19 protein-coding genes are annotated in these 24,183 nt (G+C 70.0%); 11 read left to right on the top strand and 8 right to left on the bottom strand.

Annotated elements, in window-relative coordinates; genetic code table 11:
• Nucleotides 1-43: 43 nt before the first annotated feature.
• Nucleotides 44-3,502, top strand: coding sequence for a PQQ-dependent sugar dehydrogenase (locus AB0E94_RS41260; protein ID WP_360337994.1), 3,459 nt, complete (start codon nt 44-46; stop codon nt 3,500-3,502).
• Nucleotides 3,503-4,040: 538 nt separating this feature from the next.
• Here AB0E94_RS41260 and AB0E94_RS41255 read toward each other — a convergent pair.
• Nucleotides 4,041-4,505, bottom strand: coding sequence for an anthrone oxygenase family protein (locus AB0E94_RS41255; protein WP_360337991.1), 465 nt, complete (start codon nt 4,503-4,505; stop codon nt 4,041-4,043).
• 80 nt (nt 4,506-4,585) lie between these two features.
• Here AB0E94_RS41255 and AB0E94_RS41250 point away from each other — a divergent pair, with 80 nt between their 5' ends.
• Entirely contained in the window at nt 4,586-5,557 is a 972-nt protein-coding gene (locus AB0E94_RS41250; RefSeq protein ID WP_360337988.1) for an AraC family transcriptional regulator, read from the top strand.
• Here AB0E94_RS41250 and ppdK read toward each other — a convergent pair.
• Both ppdK and AB0E94_RS41240 read right to left on the bottom strand, forming a co-directional pair.
• Nucleotides 5,554-8,160 carry a pyruvate, phosphate dikinase gene (ppdK, locus tag AB0E94_RS41245; RefSeq protein WP_360337985.1) on the bottom strand — a complete coding sequence of 869 codons (2,607 nt, stop codon included), beginning with the start codon at nt 8,158-8,160 and terminating at the stop codon, nt 5,554-5,556. The two genes, AB0E94_RS41250 and ppdK, sit on opposite strands and share 4 nt — an antisense overlap.
• A gap of 107 nt (nt 8,161-8,267) precedes the next feature.
• Nucleotides 8,268-8,837 (bottom strand): hypothetical protein, encoded by a 570-nt coding sequence (locus AB0E94_RS41240; protein ID WP_360337982.1) that lies wholly within the window; start codon nt 8,835-8,837, stop codon nt 8,268-8,270.
• 166 nt (nt 8,838-9,003) lie between these two features.
• Here AB0E94_RS41240 and AB0E94_RS41235 point away from each other — a divergent pair, with 166 nt between their 5' ends.
• Entirely contained in the window at nt 9,004-11,304 is a 2,301-nt protein-coding gene (locus AB0E94_RS41235) for an EAL domain-containing protein (protein WP_360337979.1), read from the top strand.
• Between the two features lie 61 nt (nt 11,305-11,365).
• Complete coding sequence (locus AB0E94_RS41230; RefSeq protein ID WP_360337976.1) at nt 11,366-13,867, top strand: RICIN domain-containing protein; 2,502 nt, start codon at nt 11,366-11,368, stop codon at nt 13,865-13,867.
• Nucleotides 13,868-13,910: 43 nt separating this feature from the next.
• Here the strand turns inward: AB0E94_RS41230 and AB0E94_RS41225 are convergent, their stop codons facing one another.
• Together AB0E94_RS41225 and AB0E94_RS41220 are read right to left on the bottom strand one after the other, a co-directional pair.
• Entirely contained in the window at nt 13,911-14,291 is a 381-nt protein-coding gene (locus AB0E94_RS41225; RefSeq protein WP_360337973.1) for a hypothetical protein, read from the bottom strand.
• Between the two features lie 78 nt (nt 14,292-14,369).
• On the bottom strand, nt 14,370-14,795 hold the full coding sequence (locus AB0E94_RS41220) for a DUF6086 family protein (protein WP_360337970.1): 426 nt from the start codon (nt 14,793-14,795) through the stop codon (nt 14,370-14,372).
• A gap of 70 nt (nt 14,796-14,865) precedes the next feature.
• Between AB0E94_RS41220 and AB0E94_RS41215 the strand changes: the two genes are divergently transcribed.
• Nucleotides 14,866-15,444, top strand: a complete 579-nt coding sequence (locus tag AB0E94_RS41215) for a TetR-like C-terminal domain-containing protein (protein ID WP_360337967.1) — start codon at nt 14,866-14,868, stop codon at nt 15,442-15,444.
• Entirely contained in the window at nt 15,444-16,718 is a 1,275-nt protein-coding gene (locus tag AB0E94_RS41210; RefSeq protein ID WP_360337964.1) for a GDSL-type esterase/lipase family protein, read from the top strand. Before AB0E94_RS41215 ends, AB0E94_RS41210 begins: the two co-directional genes overlap by 1 nt.
• Nucleotides 16,719-16,754: 36 nt before the next feature.
• Here AB0E94_RS41210 and AB0E94_RS41205 read toward each other — a convergent pair whose 3' ends face one another.
• Nucleotides 16,755-17,699, bottom strand: a complete 945-nt coding sequence (locus tag AB0E94_RS41205; RefSeq protein ID WP_360337961.1) for a DUF2071 domain-containing protein — start codon at nt 17,697-17,699, stop codon at nt 16,755-16,757.
• A 156-nt stretch (nt 17,700-17,855) separates the two neighbouring features.
• Between AB0E94_RS41205 and AB0E94_RS41200 the strand changes: the two genes are divergently transcribed.
• Nucleotides 17,856-18,065: a hypothetical protein gene (locus tag AB0E94_RS41200; protein WP_360337958.1), complete on the top strand. Its 210-nt coding sequence runs from the start codon at nt 17,856-17,858 to the stop codon at nt 18,063-18,065.
• A gap of 134 nt (nt 18,066-18,199) precedes the next feature.
• Here AB0E94_RS41200 and AB0E94_RS41195 read toward each other — a convergent pair whose 3' ends face one another.
• Nucleotides 18,200-18,595, bottom strand: a complete 396-nt coding sequence (locus AB0E94_RS41195) for a hypothetical protein (RefSeq protein ID WP_360337955.1) — start codon at nt 18,593-18,595, stop codon at nt 18,200-18,202.
• 183 nt (nt 18,596-18,778) lie between these two features.
• Here AB0E94_RS41195 and AB0E94_RS41190 point away from each other — a divergent pair, with 183 nt between their 5' ends.
• Nucleotides 18,779-20,653 carry a hypothetical protein gene (locus AB0E94_RS41190; protein WP_360337952.1) on the top strand — a complete coding sequence of 625 codons (1,875 nt, stop codon included), beginning with the start codon at nt 18,779-18,781 and terminating at the stop codon, nt 20,651-20,653.
• A 16-nt stretch (nt 20,654-20,669) separates the two neighbouring features.
• Here AB0E94_RS41190 and AB0E94_RS41185 read toward each other — a convergent pair whose 3' ends face one another.
• On the bottom strand, nt 20,670-21,656 hold the full coding sequence (locus tag AB0E94_RS41185) for a nitronate monooxygenase (protein WP_360337949.1): 987 nt from the start codon (nt 21,654-21,656) through the stop codon (nt 20,670-20,672).
• A gap of 100 nt (nt 21,657-21,756) precedes the next feature.
• Between AB0E94_RS41185 and AB0E94_RS41180 the strand changes: the two genes are divergently transcribed.
• From AB0E94_RS41180 to AB0E94_RS41170, 3 genes are read left to right on the top strand one after another with little or no spacing between them, the layout of a single operon-like run.
• On the top strand, nt 21,757-22,680 hold the full coding sequence (locus AB0E94_RS41180) for a helix-turn-helix domain-containing protein (RefSeq protein ID WP_360337946.1): 924 nt from the start codon (nt 21,757-21,759) through the stop codon (nt 22,678-22,680).
• 26 nt (nt 22,681-22,706) lie between these two features.
• Nucleotides 22,707-23,168, top strand: coding sequence for a phage tail protein (locus tag AB0E94_RS41175; protein ID WP_360337943.1), 462 nt, complete (start codon nt 22,707-22,709; stop codon nt 23,166-23,168).
• Nucleotides 23,169-23,172: 4 nt separating this feature from the next.
• Nucleotides 23,173-24,150: a LacI family DNA-binding transcriptional regulator gene (locus AB0E94_RS41170; protein WP_360337940.1), complete on the top strand. Its 978-nt coding sequence runs from the start codon at nt 23,173-23,175 to the stop codon at nt 24,148-24,150.
• The last annotated feature ends 33 nt before the right edge of the window (nt 24,151-24,183 follow it).

The raw sequence follows: 24,183 nt of genomic DNA, 5'->3' as shown, positions 1-24,183 counted from the left end.
TCACGAATATAAGAGCCCGGTGTTCCGCGTATGGGGGAGGGGAATGCCCGTGCTTCGGCGTGCGCTCAGTGGATTCGTCGCGTTGGCGACCGTGGTCACGATGTCGTCGTTCGTCGGTTCGCAACCCGCGACGGCGGTCGCGCTGCCGACCGGTTTCCAGGAGCAGATCGTCTTCAGTGGACTCAGTTCACCGGTCGATCTGGAGTTCGCCGCGGACGGGCGGGTCGTGGTCGCCGAGAAGGGCGGCCGGATCAAGATCTTCGACGATCTCGCCGACACCACCCCCACGATCTTCGCCGATCTGTCGGCCAACGTGCACAACCAGTGGGACCGCGGCCTGCTCGGCATGACCCTGGCCCCGAACTTCCCGGCCGACCCGTACGTCTACGTGCTCTACACCTACGACGCGCCGCCCGGCCAGACCGCCCCGGTCTGGAACGACGTGTGCGCCAACGCCAACGACGGCCGCTGCATCGTCACCGGCCGGCTGTCGCGGCTGCGCGCCGACGGCAACACCATGACCGGCGCCGAGCAGGTGCTGCTGCACGACTGGTGCCAGCAGTTCCCCAGCCACTCGATCGGCGACATCGCGTTCGGCGCCGACGGCATGCTGTACGTCGCGGCCGGGGACGGCGCGAGTTTCAGCGCGGTCGACTACGGCCAGTTCCCGTCCGGAGCGCCGACCAACCCGTGCGCTGATCCGGTCAACGAGGGCGGGGCGCTGCGCGCCCAGGACATCCGCACGACAGGCGACGAAACCCAGCTCGACGGTACGCTGCTGCGGCTCGACCCGGCGACCGGAGCAGCCGCGGCGGGCAACCCGGGGATCGGCTCCAGCGACCCCGACACCCGGCGCATCGTCGCGAACGGGCTGCGTAACCCGTACCGGATCACCATGCGGCCGGGCACCAGCGAGGCGTGGATCTCGGACACCGGCTGGAACACCTGGGAGGAGGTCAACCGGGTGGTCGACGCCACCGCGGGCGTGACCAACTTCGGCTGGCCGTGCTGGGAGGGCAACGCACGCCAGTCCGGGTACGACAGTGCCAACCTGCCGATCTGCGAAACCCTGTACACCGCCCCGGCCGGCACGCACACCGCGCCGTTCGTGGCCTGGAACCACTCCAGCAAACTCGTCGCGAACGAGGCGTGCCCGACCGGCAGTTCGTCGTCGACGGGTGTGGCGTTCTACCCGGCGTCCGGCGGTTCCTACCCGGCCGCCTACAACGGCGCGGTGTTCTTCGCCGACTACTCGCGCCGGTGCATCTGGGCGTCGCTGCCGTCCACCCCCGGCGGCCTGCCCAACCCGGCCAACCTGCAGACGTTCGTGTCGGACGCGGCCGGCCCGGTCGACCTGGAGGTCGGTCCCGGCGGCGAGCTCTACTACGCCGACCTGGGCGGCACCATCCGCCGGATCCGGTACTTCCCGGGCAACCAGCCGCCGACCGCGGTCATCGACGCGTCCCCGACACAGGGCCCGGCGCCGCTGACCGTGACGTTCAACGGCACCGGCTCGACCGACCCGGACCCGGCCGACGAGGGCCGTCTGCGGTTCGCGTGGGACTTCACCGGCGACGGCGTCACCGATTCGACCGCGGCGACGGCGTCGTACACGTACACCACGGCCGGTGCTTACAGCGCCCGGCTGACCGTCACCGACACCCTGAACGCGACCCACACCAGCACGATCGCCATCACGCCGGGTAACGAGGCGCCGACCGCGATCATCGACACACCCACCGTCGGCACGACCTGGAAGGTCGGCGACACGATCGCCTTCACCGGCCACGCCACCGACCCGCAGCAGGGCACGCTGCCCGCGTCCCGCCTCAACTGGGACCTGGTCATGCACCACTGCTCGGCGCCGGAGAACTGCCACGAACACGCGATCCGCAGCTGGACCGGAGCGGCTTCGGGATCGTTCGAGGCGCCCGACCACGAGTATCCGTCCTACCTGGAGCTCAAACTGGTCGCCACCGACCAGGAGGGCCTGACACACACCGTGACGCGGCGGCTCGACCCGAAGACCGTCGACCTGACGTTCAACACGGTCCCGGCCGGCCTGCAACTCGCCGTCGGCTCGTCATCCGGATCGACACCCTTCTCTCGTACGGTCATCCAGGGCTCGACGAACTCGGTGTCCGCGCCGTCGCCCCAGGGCTCGTCGACGTTCAGCTCGTGGTCCGACGGCGGGGCGGCCACCCACATCGTCACCGCGCCGGCCGCGGCGGCCACGTACACGGCCACCTACACGACCCCGCCGGTGTCGCAGCAGATCGGCCACACCGGCGTCGGCGTCTCGGTGGACACCGGCGACATGAACCACATGAACGGTTCCCGTTTCGTAACCGGCGCCGCCCCGGCCACGGTCACGTCGATGTCGGTGTACATGCGGACCGCGCAGGCCGCCCCGAACAACCAGTACCAGCTGGCGATCTACGCCGACTCGAACGGCGTGCCGGGCGCGCGGGTCGCCACCAGCACGTCCGGCACGCTGACCGCGAACTCGTGGAACACCCGCCCGGTCACGGCTTCCCTGGCCGCGAACACCGCTTACTGGCTGATGTTCAACACCAACGGCGACAACAACATGAGCTTCGATTCCGGTACGGCCAACCAGGGCGCCTGGAGCACGGCGACGGCATTCGGCACGTGGCCGGCGACGTTCGGCACGGCGAGCCGCTGGAACGCGAAGTTCTCCATCTACGCGACCACCGGCCCGGACACCACGCCACCGGCGGTCACCTCGACGGTCCCGGCCGGCGGCGCCAGCGGGGTGTCCACGACCGCGCCGGTCACGGTCCGGTTCAGTGAGGCCCTGGCCGCGGGCACGGTGACCGCCGCCAACCTGGAACTGCGCGGTCCGGGGAGCACGCTGGTCAACCGCACGGTCAGCTACGACGCGGTCAACCAGACGGCCACGATCACACCGTCGGCGGCGCTGGCCGCGTCGACCGTCTACACGGTGACCGTCCGCACCGGCGTGACCGACGTGGCGGGCAACGCGCTGGCCGCCGACCACCAGTTCTCGTTCACCACGGCCGCAGCGAGCGCCCCACGGTTCGGGTTCGACCAGGTGGGCACGTTGCAGGACGTCGGCGACATGAACTACATGAACGGTTCCCGTTTCGTAACCGGTGCCACCGCCGTCACGGTGAGCCAGATCTCCGTCCACTTGACGTCCGTACAGGCCGCCCCGGCCAACCAGTACCAGCTGGCGATCTACGCCGACTCGAACGGCTCCCCGGGCGCCCTGATCGCCTCGACCACGTCGGGCACGCTGACCGCCAACAGCTGGAACAGCCGCCCGATCACGGCGACGCTGTCCCCGAACACGGCCTATTGGCTGATGTACAACACCAACGGCGACAACAACATGAGCTACGACCCGGGCGCCGCCAACCAGGGCGCGTGGAGCGACCCCCGCCCCTTCGGCACCTGGCCGTCGACATTCGGCACATCCACCCGCTGGACCGCCAAATACTCCATCTACGCCTCATGACCTCGCATGAAGTCCGCCCGCGTCATCGACGTGACGATGGCGTTGGCAGCGATCATGCACGGTTCTACACGTCCGGCAGTCTTCTGCGCGGCCACCTCACCTCGAAAAGGACAGCCCTCAGACGGATGACGTCTCCTCGGCCGATAACGCCTGCTCTGGTAACGCCTGCTCCGCCTACGCCTCGCCGCCCGCCGCTTGTCGCCCGCGGATCTTGCACGGTTCTTCACCCTCGCGCCGATCTTGCAGCCCTTTCCACGTCCCGACGGGAAGAAAGCTGCAAGGTCTCCCCGGCGCAGTAGACCTTGCACGACAAACCACGCCCAGACATGAAGAACCCTGCAAGATCGCTGCGGAGGTGGAGAACTGTGCAAGATCTACGCGGCCGGCCGGGGATGAATCCCCGCTAATGCGACATTCCAGGCCAAGGGCGGTGTCTCAGTCGCATGCGTGACCGCTGCGATAGCCCGAAGGCTTGGCGGGAAGGCTCCGGCGCGTCCATGCCGGCGGTCGGCGGCCGATCCGGCCGCGAGGGCTGCGGTCACTGCTGGCGGAGCACGCCGACCAGCAGGAGCGCGCAGCCGGCCAGGCAGAGGATCGTGCGGGCGTGGTTGGCCGGGTCCCAGCCGGCCAGGTACTGCGACCAGGGGATCGTGTCGGCGTCCAGGCGGTTGTTCAGCGGCACGTTGACCACCGCCGTGACGCCGAACGCGCCGACGACGGTCAGGATCGCGCCGGCCAGCAGCCAGCCGGCGCCCGGGCCCGGCCATGCGGCGACCGCCCGGACGATCACCACGACACACAGTGCGGTGACACCGAACAGGGCGATCATCAGCGGTGGTCGCTGCGCTGTCACGTTGAACGAGCGCATCGCGGCCGCGCCGGCCTGATCCGGCAGACGCCGCAGACCGCTCATGACGAACGCGGAGAACGCGAAGAACACGCCGGCGAGCAGGCCGCTCCCGACGACGGACGCTGCGGTGAGGACATCCCAGAAACGAGTCATGACTACATGGCACCGCACATCGATGAGCCGATCCATGCGGCAGACACCCGATTGCATACGCGTACGTCTACGCTTGGTCGATGGATCCCGTCGGCGGTCTCCTCGACCCGCGGGCTCAGGGCGCCTTCATCCTGCGGTCGGTGCTGTCCGCGCCGTGGTCGATCCGGATCGAGGACGAAGCGCCGCTGAGCCTGGTCGCGGTCGTCCGCGGGTCGGTCCACATCGACATGGGCGTGGAGACGGCAACCATCGTCCCGGGGGATGTGGCGGTGGTGCGGGGTCCAGAACCGTACACGGTCGCCGACTGCGCGACCACCGCGCCACAGGTCGCGATCGGGCCGGAGCAGGTCTGCCGGCCATTGGCGGGCGGCGCCGGCGCCCGTCCGATGGGTCCGCTCGGCCTGCGGTCGTGGGGCAACGATCCGGGTGGCGCCACCATGCTGCTCACCGGGACCTATCATTCGCCGGCCGAGATCAGCCGGTCGCTGCTGTCGGCGCTGCCCGCCCTGGTCGTGCTGCGGCCCGGCGAGTGGGATTCCGGGCTGGTCGAGCACGTCATCCGTGAGGTCGACCGGGATGCCCCCGGACAGGACGTCGTCCTGGACCGGCTGCTCGACCTGATCCTGATCACCGCCGTGCGCACCTGGCTGGCCCGGCCCGAGGCACACCCGCCCCGCTGGTACTCCGCCCAGGACGACCCGATTGTCGGCGCCGCCCTGACCTGCATCCACGCCCGGCCGGACCAGCCCTGGACGGTGGCGTCGCTGGCCGCCGAGGCTCGTTGTTCGCGGGCGGCGCTGGCCCGGCGGTTCACCGACCTGGTGGGCGTCCCGCCGATGACCTACCTGACCGAGTGGCGCCTGTCCTGCGCCGCCGACATGCTGGTCCGCAGCGACGCAACCCTGGAGACGATCGCCCGTGACGTCGGCTACGCGAGCCCGTTCGCGCTGAGCGCCGCCTTCAAACGGGTCCGCGGTGTCGCTCCACGCACGCTGCGAACCGGCATCCGGCCCGGCGCACCGCAGCGCGCCGGGTCCGGCGGTGTGTCCTAGCGGGAACTGTCAGCGGTGCGGGTGACGGCGGCTCGGCCGGCCTCCAGGCGGGCGACCGGGATCCGGAACGGCGAGCAGGACACGTAGTCCAGCCCCACGTCGTGGAAGAACCTGATCGACGCCGGGTCACCGCCATGCTCGCCGCACACCCCGGTGGGCAGGCCGGGGCGGGTGGCGCGGCCCCGTTCGACGGCGGTGCGGACCAGTTCGCCGACCCCGGTGACGTCGAGGGACTCGAACGGCGAGACGGCGAAGATGCCCAGGTCCAGGTAGCGGCCGAAGAACGCGCCCTCCACGTCGTCGCGGGAGAAGCCCCACGTCATCTGGGTGAGGTCGTTGGTGCCGAAGGAGAAGAAGTCGGCGGCGTGCGCGATGTCACCGGCGGTCAGCGCGGCCCTCGGCACCTCGATCATGGTGCCGATCGGGATCGGCGGTGCGCCCTCGACCCGGGACAGGATTTCGAGCGCCTCCGCCCGTACGACATCGAGCTCTTGAACCGTGCCGACCAGCGGAACCATGATCTCGGGCCGCGGGTCGCCGCCCGTGGCGGCCCGCGCCGCGGCGGCTTCGGCGACCGCGCGGACCTGCATCGCGAACAGCCCGGGAACGACCAGGCCGAGGCGGACGCCGCGCAGGCCGAGCATCGGGTTCTGTTCATGCATGCGCCGCACCGCGGCCAGGAGAAGCCTGTCGCGCTCGGTGGCCACCCGGGCGGTCAGTTCTTCCAGCGACGGCAGGAACTCGTGCAGCGGCGGGTCGAGGAGCCGGATGGTCACCGGCAGCCCGTCCATCTCCCGGAGCAGGTCGGTGAAGTCGTCGCGTTGCAGCGGCAGCAGCTGTGCCAGGGCGGCTTCGCGTTCCTCGTCCGAGTCGGCCAGGATCAGGTGTTCCACGAGTTCCCGCCGGGGGCCGAGGAACATGTGTTCGGTACGGCACAGCCCGATCCCGCCGGCGCCGAACAGCCGGGCCCGGCGTGCGTCGGCGGCCGTGTCGGCGTTGGCGTGCACGCCCAGGCGGGCCACGTGCCCGGCGTGGGTGATGAGGCGTTGCACGGCGGCCAGCAGCGGGTTCCCGAGCGACGTCAGCTCACCCTCGAAGAACCTGACCACGGGCGACGGCTGCACCGGCACGGCACCGGCGTAGACGCGCCCGGTGGTGCCGTCGATCGAGATCACGTCCCCGGCCCGCAGCACCGTGGAACCGACGGTGAGGGTGCCGGCGACCGGGTCGACGACTGCCTCGTCGGCGCCGCAGACGCAGGTCCGGCCCATTCCGCGGGCCACCACGGCGGCGTGTGAGGTCTTGCCGCCGCGGCTGGTCAGGATGCCCTCGGCGGCGATCATGCCGGGCAGGTCGTCGGGGTTGGTCTCGTGCCGGACCAGGATCACCGGCCCGGTGGCCGCCGCGGCCGCCGCGGAGTCGAACACGATCGTCCCGGACGCGGCGCCCGGTGAGGCGGCCACCCCGGTGGTGAGCGGTTTGGGTGCGGCGCCGAGGTCGAAGCCGGGGAACATCAGGTGGGCGAGCTGGTCGCCGGTGACCCGGCCGAGAGCCTCGTCGAGGGTGATGGTGCCCTCGTCGACGAGCTGGGCGGCGATCACGAACGCGGCGGCCGGGGTGCGTTTGCCGACCCGGGTCTGGAGCATCCAGAGTTCGCCGTCCTCGATGGTGAACTCGATGTCGCACAGGTCGCGGAACCGCTGCTCCAGCTTCTCCATGATGGACAGCAGCTTGACGTGCGAGGCGGGGTCGATGCGGGCCAGGTCGGCCAGGGCCATCGTGTTGCGGATTCCGGCGACCACGTCCTCGCCCTGCGCGTTCGGCAGGTAGTCGCCGTAGGCGCCGCGCCGGCCGGTGGCCGGGTCGCGGGTGAAGGCGACGCCGCTGCCGGAGCCGGGCCCGCGGTTGCCGAACACCATCGCCTGCACGTTGACGGCGGTGCCCAGGTCGTGCGGGATGCGTTCCTGACGGCGGTAGAGCACGGCCCGGTCGGCGTTCCACGACTGGAAGACCGCGGTGATCGCGGCGTAGAGCTGCTCGTGCGGCGACTGCGGGAAGTCCCGGCCGGTGTGCGCGGCGAACACCTTCTGATGGGCGGCGACCAGGTCACGCAGGGCGGCGGCGTCCAGGTCCGAGCCGGGTGCGGCTTCAAACGATTCATCGGGTACGCCGTACACGGTCCGCCCGAACATCTGGATCAGCCGCCGGTAGGAGTCCCAGGCGAACCGCTCGTCGCCGGTGCGTGCGGCCAGGGCACGGACGGTGGTGTCGTTGAGGCCGAGGTCGAGGATCGTCTCCATCATGCCCGGCATGGAGAACGGCCCACCGGACCGCACCGACAGCAGCAGCGGGTCGTGCAGGTCGCCGAACCGTTTGCCGAGCCGTGCCTCGATCAGGCGCAGATGGTCCTCGACCTCACGCAGCAGTCCGGCCGGGAGCGCGCCGGTGTGCAGGTACTCCCGGCAGGCGTCGGTGGTGATGGTGAAGCCCGGCGGCACGGGCAGGCCCATCCTGGTCATCTCGGCCAGATTGGCGCCCTTGCCGCCGAGCAGCTCCTTGAGATCCTTGTTGCCGTCGGAGAAGTCGAACACGTAGCGGGACATCGTTGTACCTCGCCCTCGTCCGCTGGCGGGGCTGTCCCGCCCTCACCTCCGTGATACCGCCGGCCCCGCGGGTGCGTGCAGTGCCGGAGGTCCCGGTCGGGCGGGGCCTACTGGGAGTACGGCGCCTTGTAGGGCGACTGCTGCTGCTGGCTCGCCTGCCAGGCGGCGTACTGCTGCGCGGCCTGGGCGTAGGCGGCCTGGGCGCCGGCCACGAAGGCGGGGTGCGCCTTCGGGAAGTCGACGGCCGAGCCGTCCCGTGATGCGAAGCCCCAGGGCAGCATGCGGTACGTGCCACGGGTGGCCAGGCCGAGGCCGACGATGAGGGAGACGAAACCCAGCAGCACGAGCAGCGCGCCGATGTCTCCGGCGGCGCTGCCCGCCACGAAGCTCAGCGGCCACAGCAGCATCAGGCCGATGCCGACGGGCAGCCGGGTGTTGTGCAGCTTCACGCAGGAGGCGCAGAACGGCCAGGCCGTGGCCTGTACCTCCTTACGGATCAGCATGTTCACGATCACGAACGGCAGAACACCGATCAGGATCAGCAGGTACGACCAGCCGGGCGCCTTGGACAGGAATCGCACCGACTTGTGAACCGCCGCGGGCTCGCCGTGCCTGGCACACACGGCGGGTATCCCGGTGCCGTTCTGGACCAGGGTGGACGGGATTGCGATACTCATGCGTGCCTCTATGGAGATGATGACTTTCGTTGATCTTGTCAGCGCGGGATCGTAGCAGGCCAGGTGCCGTTTCGGGTGCCGATGACCGCTCGGGAGGAACCGCGGTGCCGCTGGTTCGCCGCCGGTTAGCCTCATCGGTACGAACCGTTCTACCGATCAGGTGTCTGTGGCTGCATTGACGATGGCGTCGGCGCGGGGCCGATGGTGGCTCCGGGCCGCCTTCGGGCTCGGCGTCGTGCTGCTCGTCGCCCAGTTCGTGGCGGCCGTTCCGGTGGTGCGGTCGTGGCTGGAGCAGCATTCCGGGACCCGCAACGCGCTCCAGGACGCGGTGTACCTGCTGGCCGCCGCACTGGTCTGGGCGCGGGCCGTGCTGGTGCGCGAGGACCGTGGCGCCTGGCTGCTGATGGCCGGCGGGCTCAGTTTCTACGCGGCGGGCACGGTCTACTGGATCGCCGTCGTCGTCCACCAGGATCCGGTGCCGTACCCGTCGGCGGCCGACCTGATGTGGCTGGCCTACTACCCGTTCGCCTACACCGCGGTCTATCTGCTGCTGCGCGCCCGGCAGTCGCGGATCAGCCTGTCCACGTGGCTGGACGGCCTGATCGCCGCGTCCTGTGCGGCCGCGTTCGCGGCGGTGGTGTTCCTGACCGGGGTCACCGCCGACTCGGTCGGGGCCGGGCTGTCGATGCTGGTCAGTGTCGCCTACCCGGTGTCCGACATCGTGCTCGCCGGGGTGCTGCTCGGCTCGTGGGCGCTGAGCAACTGGCGGCTGGAGCGGGTCTGGACGCTGCTGCTGACCGGCATGGGCATCAACACCGTGGCCAACGCGCTGCGGATGCTCGAGACCAACAGTGGCGTCTACATCCCGAGCGGCTGGACCGACGTGCTGTGGACCGTCGCGCTCGCGGTCATCGTGCTGGCCGCCTGGCAGACTCCACAGCCCAGCGCGGAGCGGCGCCCGGCGCGGGCCCTGGTCGGCATGGTGCTGCCGGCCGCGCTGGCGTACGCGTCGATGCTGCTGTTGTTGAGCGACAACTGGCGTGCCCACCCGCTGCCACTGGCCAGCAGCGTGCTGGCGGCTACCGCGATCACCGGCGCGATCGTGCGGATGCTGCTGACCGTCCGTACCGTCGAGAAATTGTCCGATGCCCGGCGGCAGGCCCGCACCGACGATCTGACCGGGCTGCCGAACCGCCGTCGTTTCCTGGAGATCCTGAGCCGCAGCCTGTCGGAGAGCGACCCGCCGGCGCCGCTGGCCGTCGCGATCGTCGACCTGGACCGGTTCAAGGAGATCAACGACAGTTTCGGCCATCACCTCGGTGACCGGCTGCTGCGGATGGTCGCGAAGCGGCTGTCCGAGGCGATCGGCGGCGAGGGGGTGCTGGCCCGGCTGGGCGGCGACGAGTTCGGCGTGATCATGCCGGACGCCGACCCGGTCCGGGCGCAGAAGATCGCCGTCGGCCTGCTCACCGCGCTGCGGCGGCCGTTCGACCTGGACCAGATCGCGCTGCACGTGGACGCCAGCATCGGGGTGGCGGTCCACCCGGATCACGGCGGCGACCACAGCGTGCTGCTGCGCCAGGCCGACAACGCCATGTACGTGGCCAAGAACGATCACCGGGGTGTGGCGCTGGCGACCGGGGCGGCCGACGACGTGGCCGGCCGGCAGCGCCTCACCACGCTGGAGGAGTTGCGGGTCGGCCTGGACCGGGGCGAGCTGACCCTGCACTACCAGCCGCAGATGCATGTCGCCTCGGGCACGGTGACCGGCGTGGAGGCGCTCGTCCGGTGGGATCACCCGCGCCGGGGCCTGGTGTTCCCGGACGTGTTCCTGCCGCTGGCCGAGCACGCCGGCCTGATGGGCCGGCTCACCCTTCAGGTGCTGGACATCGCGCTGGCGCAGTGCCGGGACTGGCGGGCCGCCGGCCTGGAGCTGGTGGTGGCGGTGAACCTGTCCGCGTCGAACCTGCAGGACACCACCCTGCCCGGCCACGTCGCCGATGCGCTGTCGCGTTACGACGTGCCACCGGCCGCGCTGCATCTGGAGGTCACCGAGGAGATCCTGATGCGCGACGCGGCCCGGGCCACCGCGGTGCTGGGCGAGTTGCGGGAGATGGGGGTACGGCTGGCCGTCGACGACTACGGCACCGGCTATTCCAGCCTGGCCTACCTGCACGCGCTGCCGGTGGACGACCTGAAACTGGACCGGGCGTTCGTGACGCACTGTGACACCGATCCGCGGAGCGCGGCGATCGTGAAGAGCACCGTCGAGCTGGCCCACAACCTCGGGATGCGGATGATCGCCGAGGGGGTGGAGAGCGAGGACGCGCTGTGCCGTCTGCGGGACTGGGACTGCGATCTGGTGCAGGGCTACCACCTGAGCCGTCCGTTGCCGGCGGACCGGTTCACCGCATGGCTGGCCGAGCGGCACATTTTCGCTCAGGTTCCATCAGAGATTGACACCTGACGCATTTAACAGGTTGGATTCCTTACAGATGGCCGTGCGCCTGTCACCGAGGAGTCCGCCCGTGCGTCTTCGATCCCTGCTGGCCTGCGCCAGCGTACTGACCGTCGCCCTCGCCGGGGCCGCTCCGGCGCGGGCCGCAGACCCGCCCGACCCGCTGCCCGCGGTCGGCGCCGGTACCACATTTCTGAACAAGGACAGTTTCGTCGGCGGGTTCAACGACCCCGCCTGGTACCGGGCCAACATCCCGTTCCTCGAGGTGCCCGACCGGCAGATCCAGGACGTCTACTACTACCGGTGGAAGACCTGGAAGGAGCATCTGGTCTACACCGGGCCGCAGTTCGGCTGGATCTCCAGCGAGTTCCTCAACCCGGTCTCCTACGGCGCGCCCTACGGCGGCATCTCGGCCGCGGCCGGTCACCACATCAACGAGGGCCGGTGGGTACGCAACAGCCAGTACCTCGACGACTACATCAACTACTGGCTGACCGGTCCCGGCGCCGGCCCCAAACCGGCGGTCGAGGAGGTCAACCCGAACACCACCGACTGGGGTCACGAGTACAGCTTCTGGGCGGCCAGCGCGGTGTGGAACAGGTACCTCGCCAACGGCGACCGGGCCTTCGTGACCGCACAGCAGCCGGCCCTGCAACGCTTCTACGATCGGTGGAACGTGCAGTACAACGCGGCCCTCGGCCTGTACTGGCAGGTGCCGGTCTGGGACGCCAGCGAACTGTCGGCCGCGTCCTACCAGTCCAGCGACCCCTACCACGGCGGCGCCGGATACCGGCCCAGCATCAACGCCTACCAGTACGGCGACGCGCGGGCCATCGCGAGCATCGCCGCGCTGCGCGGCGACACCGCCACCGCTGACCTCTACAACTCACGGGCCGCGGCCCTGAAGACGAACATGGACTCCCGGCTGTGGGACTCCCAGCGAAACTTCTACTACCACGTGATGCGCGACCAGAACCCGGGGCTGACCAGGCTCGACACCCGGGAGCACATCGGGTTCGTGCCGTGGATGTTCGACATGCCCGACGCGAGCCGGTCGGTGGCCTGGGCACAGGTGACCGACCCGCAGGGCTTCTACTCGGCATACGGGCCGACCACCGCGGAACGGCGCAGCCCACAGTTCATGCGGGACGCGCTCAGCGGCTGCTGCCGATGGAACGGGCCGTCGTGGCCGTACGCCACCTCGCAGGTCTTGACCGGTCTTGCCAATCTCCTGCAGGACTATCCGGCGCAGCAGTACGCGGACAGCGCCGACTACGTCGACCTGCTGCGTAGGTACGCGCTCACCCAGTACCGCAACGGGGTGCCCTACGTCGCCGAGGCCCATCACCCGGACGAGAACCGGTGGATCTACGACGGCGGCGGCCACAGCGAGGACTACAACCACTCCACCTACGTCGACAACGTGATCTCCGGGCTGATCGGCGTCGACGCCCGTGCCGACGACACGGTGACGGTCAAGCCGCTCGCGCCCGCCTCGTGGGACTACTTCCTGCTGGAGAACGCGCCGTACCACGGCCACAACCTCACCGTGCTCTGGGATCGGACCGGCAGCCGGTACGGGCGTGGCGCCGGCCTGAAAGTGTTCGTGGACGGCGTACAGCGAGCGGCGCAGCCTGGTTTGACGCCGTTGACCGTCGCTGTCGGAAGCCCGGTCGCGCAGCCGTCCGGGCAGCGGGTCAACATCGCCGCCAATCCGCAGCGGCACGGCAACGGGTCGGCGCAGCCGTTCGCTTCCTACACGTTCACCGTCGACAACGCGTGGCGGACCATCGACGGCAACATCTTCGAGAACAACGTCCCGCAGAACACCAGGTGGACGAGTTACAGCTCACCGAACGCCAGCGATCACGTCGGGGTGGATTTCGGGCGTCAGGTGGTCGTCGACGACGTGCGCCTCTACTTCTACGACGACGGTGGGGGAGTGCGCGTCCCCACCGGCTACGAGCTCCAGCAGTGGACCGGCAGCCAGTGGCAGACCATCGTCACCGGGACGTCACCTGTCGCCAACGGGCTCACCCGGCACACGTTCGCGCCGGTCACCACGTCCCGGTTGCGGGTGCTCGCGCCCAACCGGGGCGGCGGGGTCGGCTGGGGACTCAGCGAACTGCAGGTGTGGTCCCGGCCCACCTTCAAGATCTTCAACCGGCACAGCGGGAAACTCCTCGCCGTCAACAACGCGTCCACCGCCAACAGCGCCCCGGTGCAGCAGTACAGCGACACCGGAACGCTGGACCACCGCTGGGAACTGATCGACAACGGCGACGGCTACTTCCGGATCATGAACCTCAACAGCGGCAAGGTCCTCGGCGTGACCGGCATGTCGACGGCCGACAGCGCCCAGGTCGTCCAGTACGACGACAACGGAACCGCCGATCATCTGTGGCTGCCGGTGGACGCCGGGGACGGCAACTACAAGCTGGTCAACCGGCACAGCGGCAAGCTGCTCGCGGTCGACGGCATGTCGACGGCGGACAGCGCCAACGTCCAGCAGTACCGGGACAACAACACCAACGACCAGCAATGGCAGCTGCGGCCGAGCATCGGCCGCTGACGCACCTGCCGCCGGACCGGTCCCGCCGGTCCGGCGGCATTTCTCAGGCACCCAGAAAGAGCAGCCTGGCCGCGCAGATGGTGATCCAGCCGGTGACGGCGGCAACGATTCCGGCAAAGACCGGCATCTGCCATTTCCGGGCCAGGTACGCGCAGAGCGGCACTGCCACGAGCAGACTCGGAATCAGGGCCACACCCGTGCTCTGGAACACCCCGCCCAGGTCCGCCGGCTCAGACGGGCACCCGAAATCGCCTTTGCAGCTCTCCCGGCGACCATTGACATATGAGTAGCCAGGCGTGCTGCCGGGAGGGTCGGAATCGTTCATCATTTTCGCCAGCGCGACCGGCAGGCACCAGATCATCGCGTAGCAGAAGGCAAGCGTCGAAAAGGCACGCCTGATGATTCCGTCGGATTCCCCCGTCATGACCGGCAGCCTAGGACCACCACGCCAGAGTCATGATCCGTCAGTCCCCGGTCCGGGATAGGCCCCGTACTCGAGCAGTCAGAGGGGCATCGAGCGCTCGGCCTGCGCCGCGGCTTCGATCAGGACGCGCTGCTCGGCGGGCGGGTCGAAGGCGTCGACATTGAGTGAGATCGCCTCGTTCGAGCGCTCGATCGACGCCGTCAGGGCCGCGACCGTGCGACCGCTGCGCGAGACCATCGCGATCGCCGGAGGCAGGTAGCCGCCGAGCATTCCCTTGAGGATCGTGTGATTGGACGCGAGATACCTCGTCACCAGCGCATCCACGAAATCGGCGTACGCCTCGATGTCGACCGCGTACTCGTCGTACTCCAGGTCGACGATCCCGCACGGGCGGTCGGCGAGCGGCGTCAGCGCCTCGGTCATCCGGAAGAACAGCTGGGCCACCCGGGTCGCCGGGTTCCACAGCGTCTCGCGCGTTGCCGCGTTCTTGAAGTACTGGCTCACCGCGTCATGATCCCAAGCCGCGAAACCTAAATGCTTTAGGTTTAGCCCTACGTGGTGTAGGTTGGTGGGCATGGCACGGGCGAACCTGACCTCGGCGGTCGTCATCGCGGCCGCGGCTGACCTGGCCGACCGCGATGGCTTCGACACGCTGACCCTGTCCGCTCTGGCCCGCGGGTTCGGAGTGCAGACGGCCAGCCTCTACTCGCATGTGCGCGACCGGTCGACGTTGATCGAGCGCATCCACCAACTGGCCCTCGCAGAGCTCGCCGACCGGATCGCGCTCGCCATCGGCGGCCGTTCCGGGCGCGACGCGCTGGCCGCCCTGGCCGACGCGCACCGCGACTACGCCAGACGGTTCCCCGGCCGCTGGACGGCCCTGCAACGCCCTGCCACCGAGGCGACGGTCCGGTCCGAGCCGGCCGCCCGGGTGGCCGGCCTCACCCTGGCGATGCTGCGCGGCTATCCGCTGCCGGAGTCCGAGCTGGTGCACGCGACCCGGCTGCTCGCCGCCACGGTCAACGGCTTCCTCGCGCTGGAGGCCAACGGCAGCATCGCCCACCGTGAGCCGGCCGTCGAGACGTCCTGGCAGCGCGCGCTGGACGTGCTCGACAGCGCCTTCCGTGACTGGCCCACCGAAGGGAGATCCTGATGCCCATCGCATCCGACCTGATCCGCGGCGCCGCCGAGACCGAGACCACCGCGCGTGGCCTTCGGCCACACCGGCTGCCTGCCTGGGTCCGCGAGCAGTTCCCCGACGGCCAGCTGTTGTCGATGGAGAGCCAACCCTCTGGTGTACGGGTGAGCTTCCGCACCGCCGCGACCCGTTTCGAGCTCGTCACCCACCCGACCCGGATCGCCTACGTCGGTGCCGAGCGCCCGCGCGGCCGCGTCGACGTGTTCGTCGACGGCGAGCTGGTCCTACGCGACGAGCTGACCGGCGGCGACCGGATCGAGGTCGACCTCGCCACCGGCAGCACCACGCTCCACGCCGGCCCACCGCACTCGACGGTGGTGTCCGGCCTGCCCGCCGCGTCGCCGCTCTCCGGCTCGCCTGTCGCAACGCCGGAGTCCGGTCTGCCTGGCGGGTCGCTGGTGTCCGGTCTACCTGTCGCAACGCCGGTGTCCGGTCTGCCTGGCGGGTCGCTGGTGTCCGGCTCGCCGGCCGCGTCGCGTCGGGTCGAGATCTGGCTGCCACACAATGAGAGCCTGGAACTGGTCGACCTGCACGCCGACGCGCCGATCGAAGCCGACGACAGGGTTCGGCCGGTGTGGGTGCACCACGGCAGTTCGATCAGCCACGGGTCGAACGCGGTGGCGCCCAGCGAGATCTGGCCGGCCGTCGCCGCCCGCCGGGCCGGGGTCGAGCTGCGCAATCTCGGGCTGGGCGGCAGTGCGCTGGTGGATCAGTTCCTGGCCCGGGTGATCCGCGACGCCCCGGCCGACCTGATCAGCGTCAAGCTCGGCATCAACGTGGTGAATCTCGACGGCATGCGGGTCCGCACGTTCGTGCCGGCCGTGCACGGCTTCCTCGACACGATCCGGGACGGGCATCCGGACGTGCCGCTGATCCTGATCTCGCCGTTGTTCTGCGGCATCCACGAGGAGACGCCCGGCCCGGGTGCGATCGATCCGGCGTCGATCGGCACCGGGCAGGTGCGGTTCACCGCCACCGGGACACCCGGGGACGTCGCGTTCGGGCGCCTGACGCTCCAGGTGATCCGGCGGGAGTTGCAGTCGCTGGCCGAGCGCCGCGCGGCCGACAAGAACCTGCACTTCCTCGACGGCCTGAGCCTCTATGGGCCGGAGGACGCCGCCGATCTCCCGCTGCCGGACGCGCTGCACCCGAGCGCCGAGGCCCACCAGTTGATCGGCACCCGGTTCGCCGACTACGCGTTCAGTGGGAGCGGCCCGTTCGGCGGATGATGCGGCCTCGGTTCGGGCTTTGATGCGGCGGTCCGTTCATCCGCCGATCCGCCGGTCGTGGTGCTCGCCCTCGACCCGGAGCGTCACCCGGGGGACCAGGAAGCTGATCGGCTCGGCGTCGCCGACCAGCGCCTGGGCCGCCGCCGACTGCACCGGCCCGCGCAGTGGCCGGCAGTCGCCGGGGGTGAGGTCGAGCTGGATCTCCTGCCGGGTCACCCAGCGGTGCCACGGCTGGACCGACAGCGCCCGGTCCTGGTGCACGACGTACTTCAGCATGTCCTGGTAGGTGCCGAAGGCGGCACTCCACGGGCCGTCGATCGGGTCGGGTGCGGGGGTCAGCAGCGCCTCGGCGTCGGGGGCGCTGCCCGACCCCGGGTCCAGGAGGAGCCGGACCGTTCCGTCGTCCCGGGTTTCGACGTCTCCGCGGGCCAGCAGATGCATGGGCAGCGCCTCGCAGAGCAGCCGCCCGCCGAGGGCGTGCGCCGCGCTGTCGATGGCCATGGTCACGAAATGCACGCCGGCGTGCCCGGTGTGCGGGTCCTGCACGTAGATCCGCCAGTTGGACTGCACAGGCGACGGCAGCAGCCGCCGCAGCGGCCCGGCCTTCGCCGGCCCGAGACGCCCGTGACGGTAGGTGAGGAAGGTGAAGACGGCCTGCTCCCCGCCCGGCCCGACGCGTTGCAATTCCAGATCATGCGGTACGAGTGGAAGCAGCCGGGCCGCCGGGACGACGTAGTTGACGTACACCACGTCGGTGATGTCACTGACCATCGCCGGAACCGGAAACACCTCGCACGCCGCCCGCACCGCCCGGCTGTTGGCGAGCGCCTGCACCGGCCGGGCGGGCGGTCCACCGGGATGGACCCAGTCCGCGTAGCGTCCGTGCTCGGTCCGCGGCCGGCGTCGCCGCAGCATCACTTCGGTCACCACTGCGGCCAGCCCCACTGCACCGGCGGCCGCCACCTTCATCCGAAACCTCACCAGCGGATCCTCCCGCACCACCGCAAACCCGCCGGTCAGACGCCGGTGTCGTGATCACGGCTGCATCCGGTGGTGGCCGGGTGAGGCGGACCGGTTTGCGCCGGGTTTGATTGCCGCTGGAGGCGGGCTTGAGGTTGCGGGCCGATCGTTATGAGCATGAACGCACAGCGCATCGAGCTCCCGCCCTTCGTGTCCGCCCCGATCGTCTACCCGAGCCTGGGTCGCGCGATCATCGACAGCTCGTTCACGGTGGGACGTAGTGTCCTGGTCGGCGGGCTCGGGCTCGCCCTGCTGATCGGTTTCGCGATGCTGATCGCTTTCGGGGTGGCGACAGGGGCCGGCGCGCTGGGCTTCGAGGCCGGCTGACCGGGTGGGCTCGACTCACCGGCGGCCGGAGGGCGCACCCTCCGGCTCGAGTGACGGTGACCTCGAGTGACGGTGACCTCGAGTGACGGTGAGCTCGAGTGACGGTGACCTCGAGTGACGGTGAGCCGGACGTCCTACTTCACATCGACGTCCGAAATGATGGTGGACGGCTTGAAGTAGACTTTGTAATGGTCTGTGCTCACGTTTGCGGCATTCAGTTGTTCGGCGAACCAGGTGACGTTGTCCGAGCGTCCCAGGAAATGCTTCTTGTAGTCGTTTCCGACCTTGCAGGTGACCGTGAGTTTGTTGCCCTCCTCGGTCTCGACCGAGCAGAAACCCTCGATCGAAAGAATGTAGCTGTCGGTGATCCCGTTGTAGAACACCACCCGACGGTTGATCTTGAAGTCTTCGGCCGCCTTGGACAGGTTCTCCGAGGCCACGTCGGCGTCGGAGCTGCAACCGGAGAGGGCGAGACCGAGAACGGTCACCAGGGCCAGAAATGTTGCGGTGGAACGACGTGCCAGCCTCATCGGGGTTACCTCCATCGCCGCCTTCTAATGGCCATGGTGGGGCCTTCCGTCGTCCATTCCACAGTGCCCTCCCCATTACTTGAGAGAATCTTTAGTTCATCGGCACGGCCGTCCGGTCTTGAGGATCGCGGCGCAGTGGCGTAGACAGGGATGGTCCTCAATGGGCGGTCAGGGGGTGTCCTGGTGTGGCGCCGGATTCTGCTCGTGGCTCTCGTCGTGCTGGCCGGTGCGGCGCCGGGCACGGTCGCTGTCGCCGCCGGTCAACCGGTGGGGGAGGGGCTGCTGCCGTTCCCCAGTGATCGGTTCACCGTCGCTGATCGGAGCAGTCCGACCGGGCGGCGGGTGCACTTCGCGGCCGGGGCGCTGCCCGCGAACGTCAGCGGGGTGCACATCGATCCGGCCGAGTGGAATCGGCAGGACGGGTTCAGTCCGGGCACGCCGATCCTGGTGCATGTTCCGGGGCTCGACCCGGTGGCCAGCGGGATCGCGCCGGTCACCGACATCGGGCGATCGCTGGCGCCGGACTCGCCGATCCTGCTGATCAACACGCGGACCGGGCAGCGGACACCCTACTGGGCCGAGCTCGACGCGCATGCGACCGGCCCAGCCGACCGGCAGCTGCTCATCATCCGGCCGGCCGTGGCGTTGAGCGAGGCCACCCGGTACGTCGTCGTGCTGCGCAACCTGCGTGACCGGTCCGGGGCGCTGATCCCCGGCGTGGACCGGGCCGTCCCGCGACGGCTGGCCGGCATCTCCCGGCACCGGCTCTACACGGCGTGGGACTTCACCGTCGCCAGCGCCGAAGGGCTCACCGGACGGGTGCTGCGGATGCGCGACGACGCGTTCGCCGGGCTCGGGCCGGCCGCTCCGGCGTTCACGATCGGGCAGGTCACCGACTACAGCGTCGAGCAGGACGCACGGATCGCTCGCCAGGTGCGCGGCACGATCGCGGTGCCCAGCTATCTGACCGGCAGCGGCGGGCCCGGATCGCGGCTCAACTACCGGGCCGGGCTACCGGTGGCCGGCGGCACCTACGCCGCGGAGTTCGTGTGCAACATTCCACGCGGGGTCAGCGCTGAGCGGCCGGCTCACCTGTCGCTCTACGGGCACGGGCTGCTCGGCTCACCGACTGAGATCAACGCCGGCAACGTCAAAACCATGGCTTCGACGTACGGCTTCCTGTTCTGTGCGACGAGCTGGATCGGGCTCTCGGCTGCGGACGTGCCGTTCGTGGCCGGTGTCTGGAGTGATTTGAGCGCTTTCCCCGCCGTACCGGATAGGTTGCAGCAAAGCTTTTTGAATTTTCTCTTCCTCGGACGGGCGATGGTGTCCGCCGGTGGGTTCGCGACGAACCCCGCATTTCAGGATGAGCAGGGGCGCAGTCTGCTCGATCGGCGGGGTGGGCTGCACTACGACGGCAACAGCCAGGGTGGCATCAACGGGGGAGCGCTGACCGCGATCGCCCAGGACTGGACGCGGTCGGTGCTCGGGGTGCCAGCCATGAACTACAGCACCCTGTTGCAGCGCAGCACCGCCTTCGCGCCGTTCCAGCGGCTGCTCGACCAATCCTATCCGGACAAAGCCGATCAACAGGTGATCTTCGGACTGCTCCAGATGCTGTGGGATCGTGGCGAGGCCAACGGCTACGCCCAGCATCTGACCTCGCGCCCACTGCCTGGAACGCCGGCGCACCGGGTGCTGATGCATGTCGCGTTCGGTGACCATCAGGTGTCGCCGGCCGCCGCGCAGGTGCAGGCCCGGACCATCGGGGCGCGCCTGCACCGGCCTGCGCTGGCGCCCGGGTGGTCCGACGAGGTGGCGCCGTTCTGGGGGATCGGCGCGATTCGGTCCTATCCCTACCGGGGGTCGGCGCTGGTGGTGTGGAACAGCGGCGAGGCGTACGCGCCGCCGCCGACCAACCTCGCACCCAGCGATCCTCGGTACGGGCCGGACCCGCACGAGTTCCCGCGGGCCCAGCCGGAGGCGCAGTTGCAGAAGGCGACGTTCCTGCTCACCGGCCAGATCATCGACGTGTGCCACGGCCGCCCTTGCCCGTGAAGCGCCGCTTTGCGGGTCAGCGGTAGCGGCCCAGCATTGCGGCGGCCGAGGCGGTCAGGTCGGTGATCACCGTGGCGGCCGACTTGACCGCGTCGACCAGGCCGACGCCCTGGCCGGACAGCAGCGGCATCTCCTCCAGGTCGCCGGTGGTCACTGAACGCATCGGCACCAGGTTGGTGTAGCGCAGCAACTCGATCTCCTGGCCGCCGAGTACCGTGTGCCCGATCACCGGGCGTGGACCGCCGCCGTCCGGATGCTCGTCGACGACCCGGTTGCGCAGGACCCGCATCGGGTTGAAGTCGGGGGTCTCCGGGCCGAACAGGGAGGTCCGGACCGTGGCGGTGGCCGCGGCTGCGACCAGCCGTTCCTTGTAGCCGTCGTGGGCGGCCGACTCGTCGGTGGCGACCAGCCGGGTACCGATCCACCCGCCGTCGGCGCCCAGCATCAGGGCGGCAGCCAGCCCGCGCCCGTCAGCGATGCCACCGGAGGCCAGCACCATGGCCGGTGCGACCGCGTCCACCACGAGCGGCACCAGCGCGAACGTGGGCAGCGTCGCGAAGTTGTGCCCACCCGCCTCCAGTCCTTGAGCGACCACCACATCGACGCCGTCCCCCGCGGCCCGCCGGGCGTCCTCGACCGACCCGACCTGCTCGAACACCCGCACTCCGGCATCGTGCAGCCGGTCGATCCAGCGCCGGGGCGGGTGCCCCCAGTGGAACGACGCCGCCGGCACCCCGGCTTCGCAGAGCACGTCGATCTGCTCGTCGACGGCGAACGGGGTGATCAGGTTGACGTGGAACGGGCCGTCGGTTCCGGCGCGGATCGCGGCGATCGTGGCGGCGACCGCCGGCGCCGGCATCAGTCCGACCCCGAGTGAACCCATCGCCCCGGCATTGCTCACCGCCACGGCGAGGTCCGGTGTCATCCCGACGAAGGCCATGCCGGCTTGCACGATCGGGGTGCTCAGGCCGTACGCCTCGGTGAATCTGGTTTTGATCTGCATCTTTTCGACGGTGTCGGATTGCGGTCGCCGGGGTGTCGCCGCGCGTGCGGGCGGAGTTGCATGGCGTGCGGAAGTCGGGCATCGGACAGAGGGGGCCGTGATGCCGCAGACCTGGTCCACGCTGGACGTCGCGCCGGCCCGGCAGTTCGGGCATTGGCGGGAGATGATCTGCCAGGCGTTTCTGGCGCTGACGCCGGAGTCGGACCTGCGGGACGGGTTCGCCGGCAGTGTCACGCAGTGGCCGCTCGGGGCGTTCTCGATCGCGCGGATCACCTCGCAGCGGCAGCGGGTGGAACGCACCGAACGTGATCTGGCGGGTGGTTCGCCGCCCGGCTTCTACGCGAATCTGCAGGTCACCGGGGTGAGCACGATGCGGCAGGCTGGACGGTTCACGGTGTTGCGGCCGGGGGATCTCGCGGTCGTCGACACCGGGGAGCCGTTCACGTTCGAGTTCGGCGACGACTTCCGGCAGTTGTCGTTCTTCGTCCCCGAGGGCCTGTTGCAGGCGCAGGTCAGCGGCCCGATCAGCACCGCGACCCGGGTTCCGACCACGTCCGGGGTCGGTGCGGCGCTGCGGCATCTGCTGACCGCTCTGCCCGCCGCACCGGTCCGGCTGGCGCCGCACGCTGCCGCGCTGCTGGCGGCGGCCCTGTCCGAACCGGTGGCGGCGACGCCCCGGCGGGCGCCGCACAACCACGCCCGCGCGGTCGCGGACATCGAAGAGCATCTGACCGACGAGGATCTGTCACCGTCCGCGACGGCCCGGCGTCTGGAGATTTCGGTACGGTCGCTGCACGCGCTGTTCGCCGGCCGGGAGCTGTCGTATACGGCCACCGTGCGCCGGCTGCGCCTGGAGCGGGCGGCCCGTGATCTGCGTGATCCGGCGCGCGCCCACCTGCGGGTGGCCGATGTCGCCGCCGACGCCGGGTTCGCCGACGTGGCCGGGTTCCATCGCGCGTTCCGGCGCGCCTTCGGTCAGACGCCCACCGAGCTGCGCCGGCGGGGGTCTACCGTGGTGCGGTAACCGGCTGACTGTTCAGGAGCGTGGCCATGTCCCATGTCGTGGACTTCGAGACCGTGTCGACCGCCGGGCTGGAGTCGTCGCCGGTCGCCGACGCGCTCGCCGGGTTGCGGGCCAACGAGGCCCGCTACTTCCGCAACAAGTACAGCCATGTGTTCACCGTCGAGCCGGCGGCCGAGGCTGCCGAGGCCGTCGACTGGGTGCACCGGATCCTGGCCGAGGAGCGGGGCCTGGTCATCGCGTCGAAGCCCCTCGAAGCGACGGCGTTCCAGGTGGAGAACATCCGGATGGCGTATGTGTTCTACGAGAGCGGCCTGTCGATCAACGTGATGTACACCGTCGACGAGGGCGGGAAACGCGCTGTCGGGTTCAAGCTGTCCGACGGGATGGAGATCCCGGCAGAGCTCGGGGCGTTCAAGTTCGCCAGGCAGCGGTCGAAGCTGGCCGGCACGATCCGGGGCACCTACTTCGTGATCAAGAACCCGTACTGACCCGGTGGGCAAGCTGACGATCGAGGACGTCGCCCGAGCAGCCGGGGTGTCCCGGGCGACCGTGTCCCGGGTGATCAACAACGCGCCCGGCGCGTCCGCGGCGGTCCGGAGCCGGGTGCGGACCGTGATCGACGAGCTGGGGTATGCGCCCGATCAGGCGGCGCGGGCGCTGGCGTCACGTCAGCAGCCGGCGATCGACGTGGTGGCGACCCCGCTGGTGTCGGTGGGCTGGCTCGGGTCGCATCCGTACTACAGCCGGGTGCTCTCCGGGGTGATGACCGTTCTCGACGGCCGGGACATCCAGTTGCGCATCCACCTGGTCGGCACGACCGACCTGGCCGGCCTGGACGCGGTCGCCGACCGGGTGTCGCTCGGTGCGGTGCTGGCTGACCTGCCGGCCGAGCTCGCGGTCCGGTTCCAGCAGCGCTGCCGCCGGGTGGTGTCGCTGGTGGAGACGGCCGGGGTGGTCCCGGCGGTGGAGCCGGACAACGCCGGTGGCGCGTACGCCGCGGTGGCCTACCTGCACCGGCTCGGCCGCCGGCGGATCGCCGCCATCGACGGCCCGGACGGCATCTCCTGCACGGTCAACCGGCGGGCCGGATACCTGCGGGCGGTCGGCGAGTTCGGGCTGGCGGATCTGCACACCGGCGGTGGCTTCACCCGGGAGGGTGGTTTCGACGCGGCCGGCCGGCTGCTCGACAGGTATCCGGATGTGGACGCGATGTTCGTGGCGTGCGACCTGATGGGTGCCGGGGCGGTGCAGGCGATCACCGCGACCGGACGGCGGGTGCCGGAGGACGTCGGTGTGGTCGGTCTCGACGACAGCATCGCCGCTGCCTGCGCGAACCCGCCGCTGACCACGATGCGGATGCCGGTCGAGGACATGGCCGCCGCGGCCACCAGGCTGCTGCTCGACGGGACGGTGACTGTCGGTTACCGCCGGCGTTTCCCGCTCGAACTCGTCGAACGGGCCAGCGCCTGACTGGTGCCGAGAGCGCTCTCGCCCGTACCGTCC

Source organism: Actinoplanes sp. NPDC026670 (genome assembly GCF_040638175.1).
Classification (GTDB): domain Bacteria; phylum Actinomycetota; class Actinomycetes; order Mycobacteriales; family Micromonosporaceae; genus Actinoplanes.
This window is presented reverse-complemented; position numbering and strand designations above follow the sequence as displayed.

Coding starts and splice junctions, on each gene's coding strand:
- AB0E94_RS41240 (WP_360337982.1), bottom strand. CDS start 8,837: ATGAGTATCGCAATCCCGTCCACCCTGGTCCAGAACGGCACCGGGATA.
- AB0E94_RS41260 (WP_360337994.1), top strand. CDS start 44: ATGCCCGTGCTTCGGCGTGCGCTCAGTGGATTCGTCGCGTTGGCGACC.
- AB0E94_RS41195 (WP_360337955.1), bottom strand. CDS start 18,595: ATGAGGCTGGCACGTCGTTCCACCGCAACATTTCTGGCCCTGGTGACC.
- AB0E94_RS41185 (WP_360337949.1), bottom strand. CDS start 21,656: ATGCAGATCAAAACCAGATTCACCGAGGCGTACGGCCTGAGCACCCCG.
- AB0E94_RS41180 (WP_360337946.1), top strand. CDS start 21,757: ATGCCGCAGACCTGGTCCACGCTGGACGTCGCGCCGGCCCGGCAGTTC.
- AB0E94_RS41250 (WP_360337988.1), top strand. CDS start 4,586: ATGGATCCCGTCGGCGGTCTCCTCGACCCGCGGGCTCAGGGCGCCTTC.
- AB0E94_RS41255 (WP_360337991.1), bottom strand. CDS start 4,505: ATGACTCGTTTCTGGGATGTCCTCACCGCAGCGTCCGTCGTCGGGAGC.
- AB0E94_RS41200 (WP_360337958.1), top strand. CDS start 17,856: ATGAACGCACAGCGCATCGAGCTCCCGCCCTTCGTGTCCGCCCCGATC.
- AB0E94_RS41175 (WP_360337943.1), top strand. CDS start 22,707: ATGTCCCATGTCGTGGACTTCGAGACCGTGTCGACCGCCGGGCTGGAG.
- ppdK (WP_360337985.1), bottom strand. CDS start 8,160: ATGTCCCGCTACGTGTTCGACTTCTCCGACGGCAACAAGGATCTCAAG.
- AB0E94_RS41225 (WP_360337973.1), bottom strand. CDS start 14,291: ATGACGGGGGAATCCGACGGAATCATCAGGCGTGCCTTTTCGACGCTT.
- AB0E94_RS41215 (WP_360337967.1), top strand. CDS start 14,866: ATGGCACGGGCGAACCTGACCTCGGCGGTCGTCATCGCGGCCGCGGCT.
- AB0E94_RS41210 (WP_360337964.1), top strand. CDS start 15,444: ATGCCCATCGCATCCGACCTGATCCGCGGCGCCGCCGAGACCGAGACC.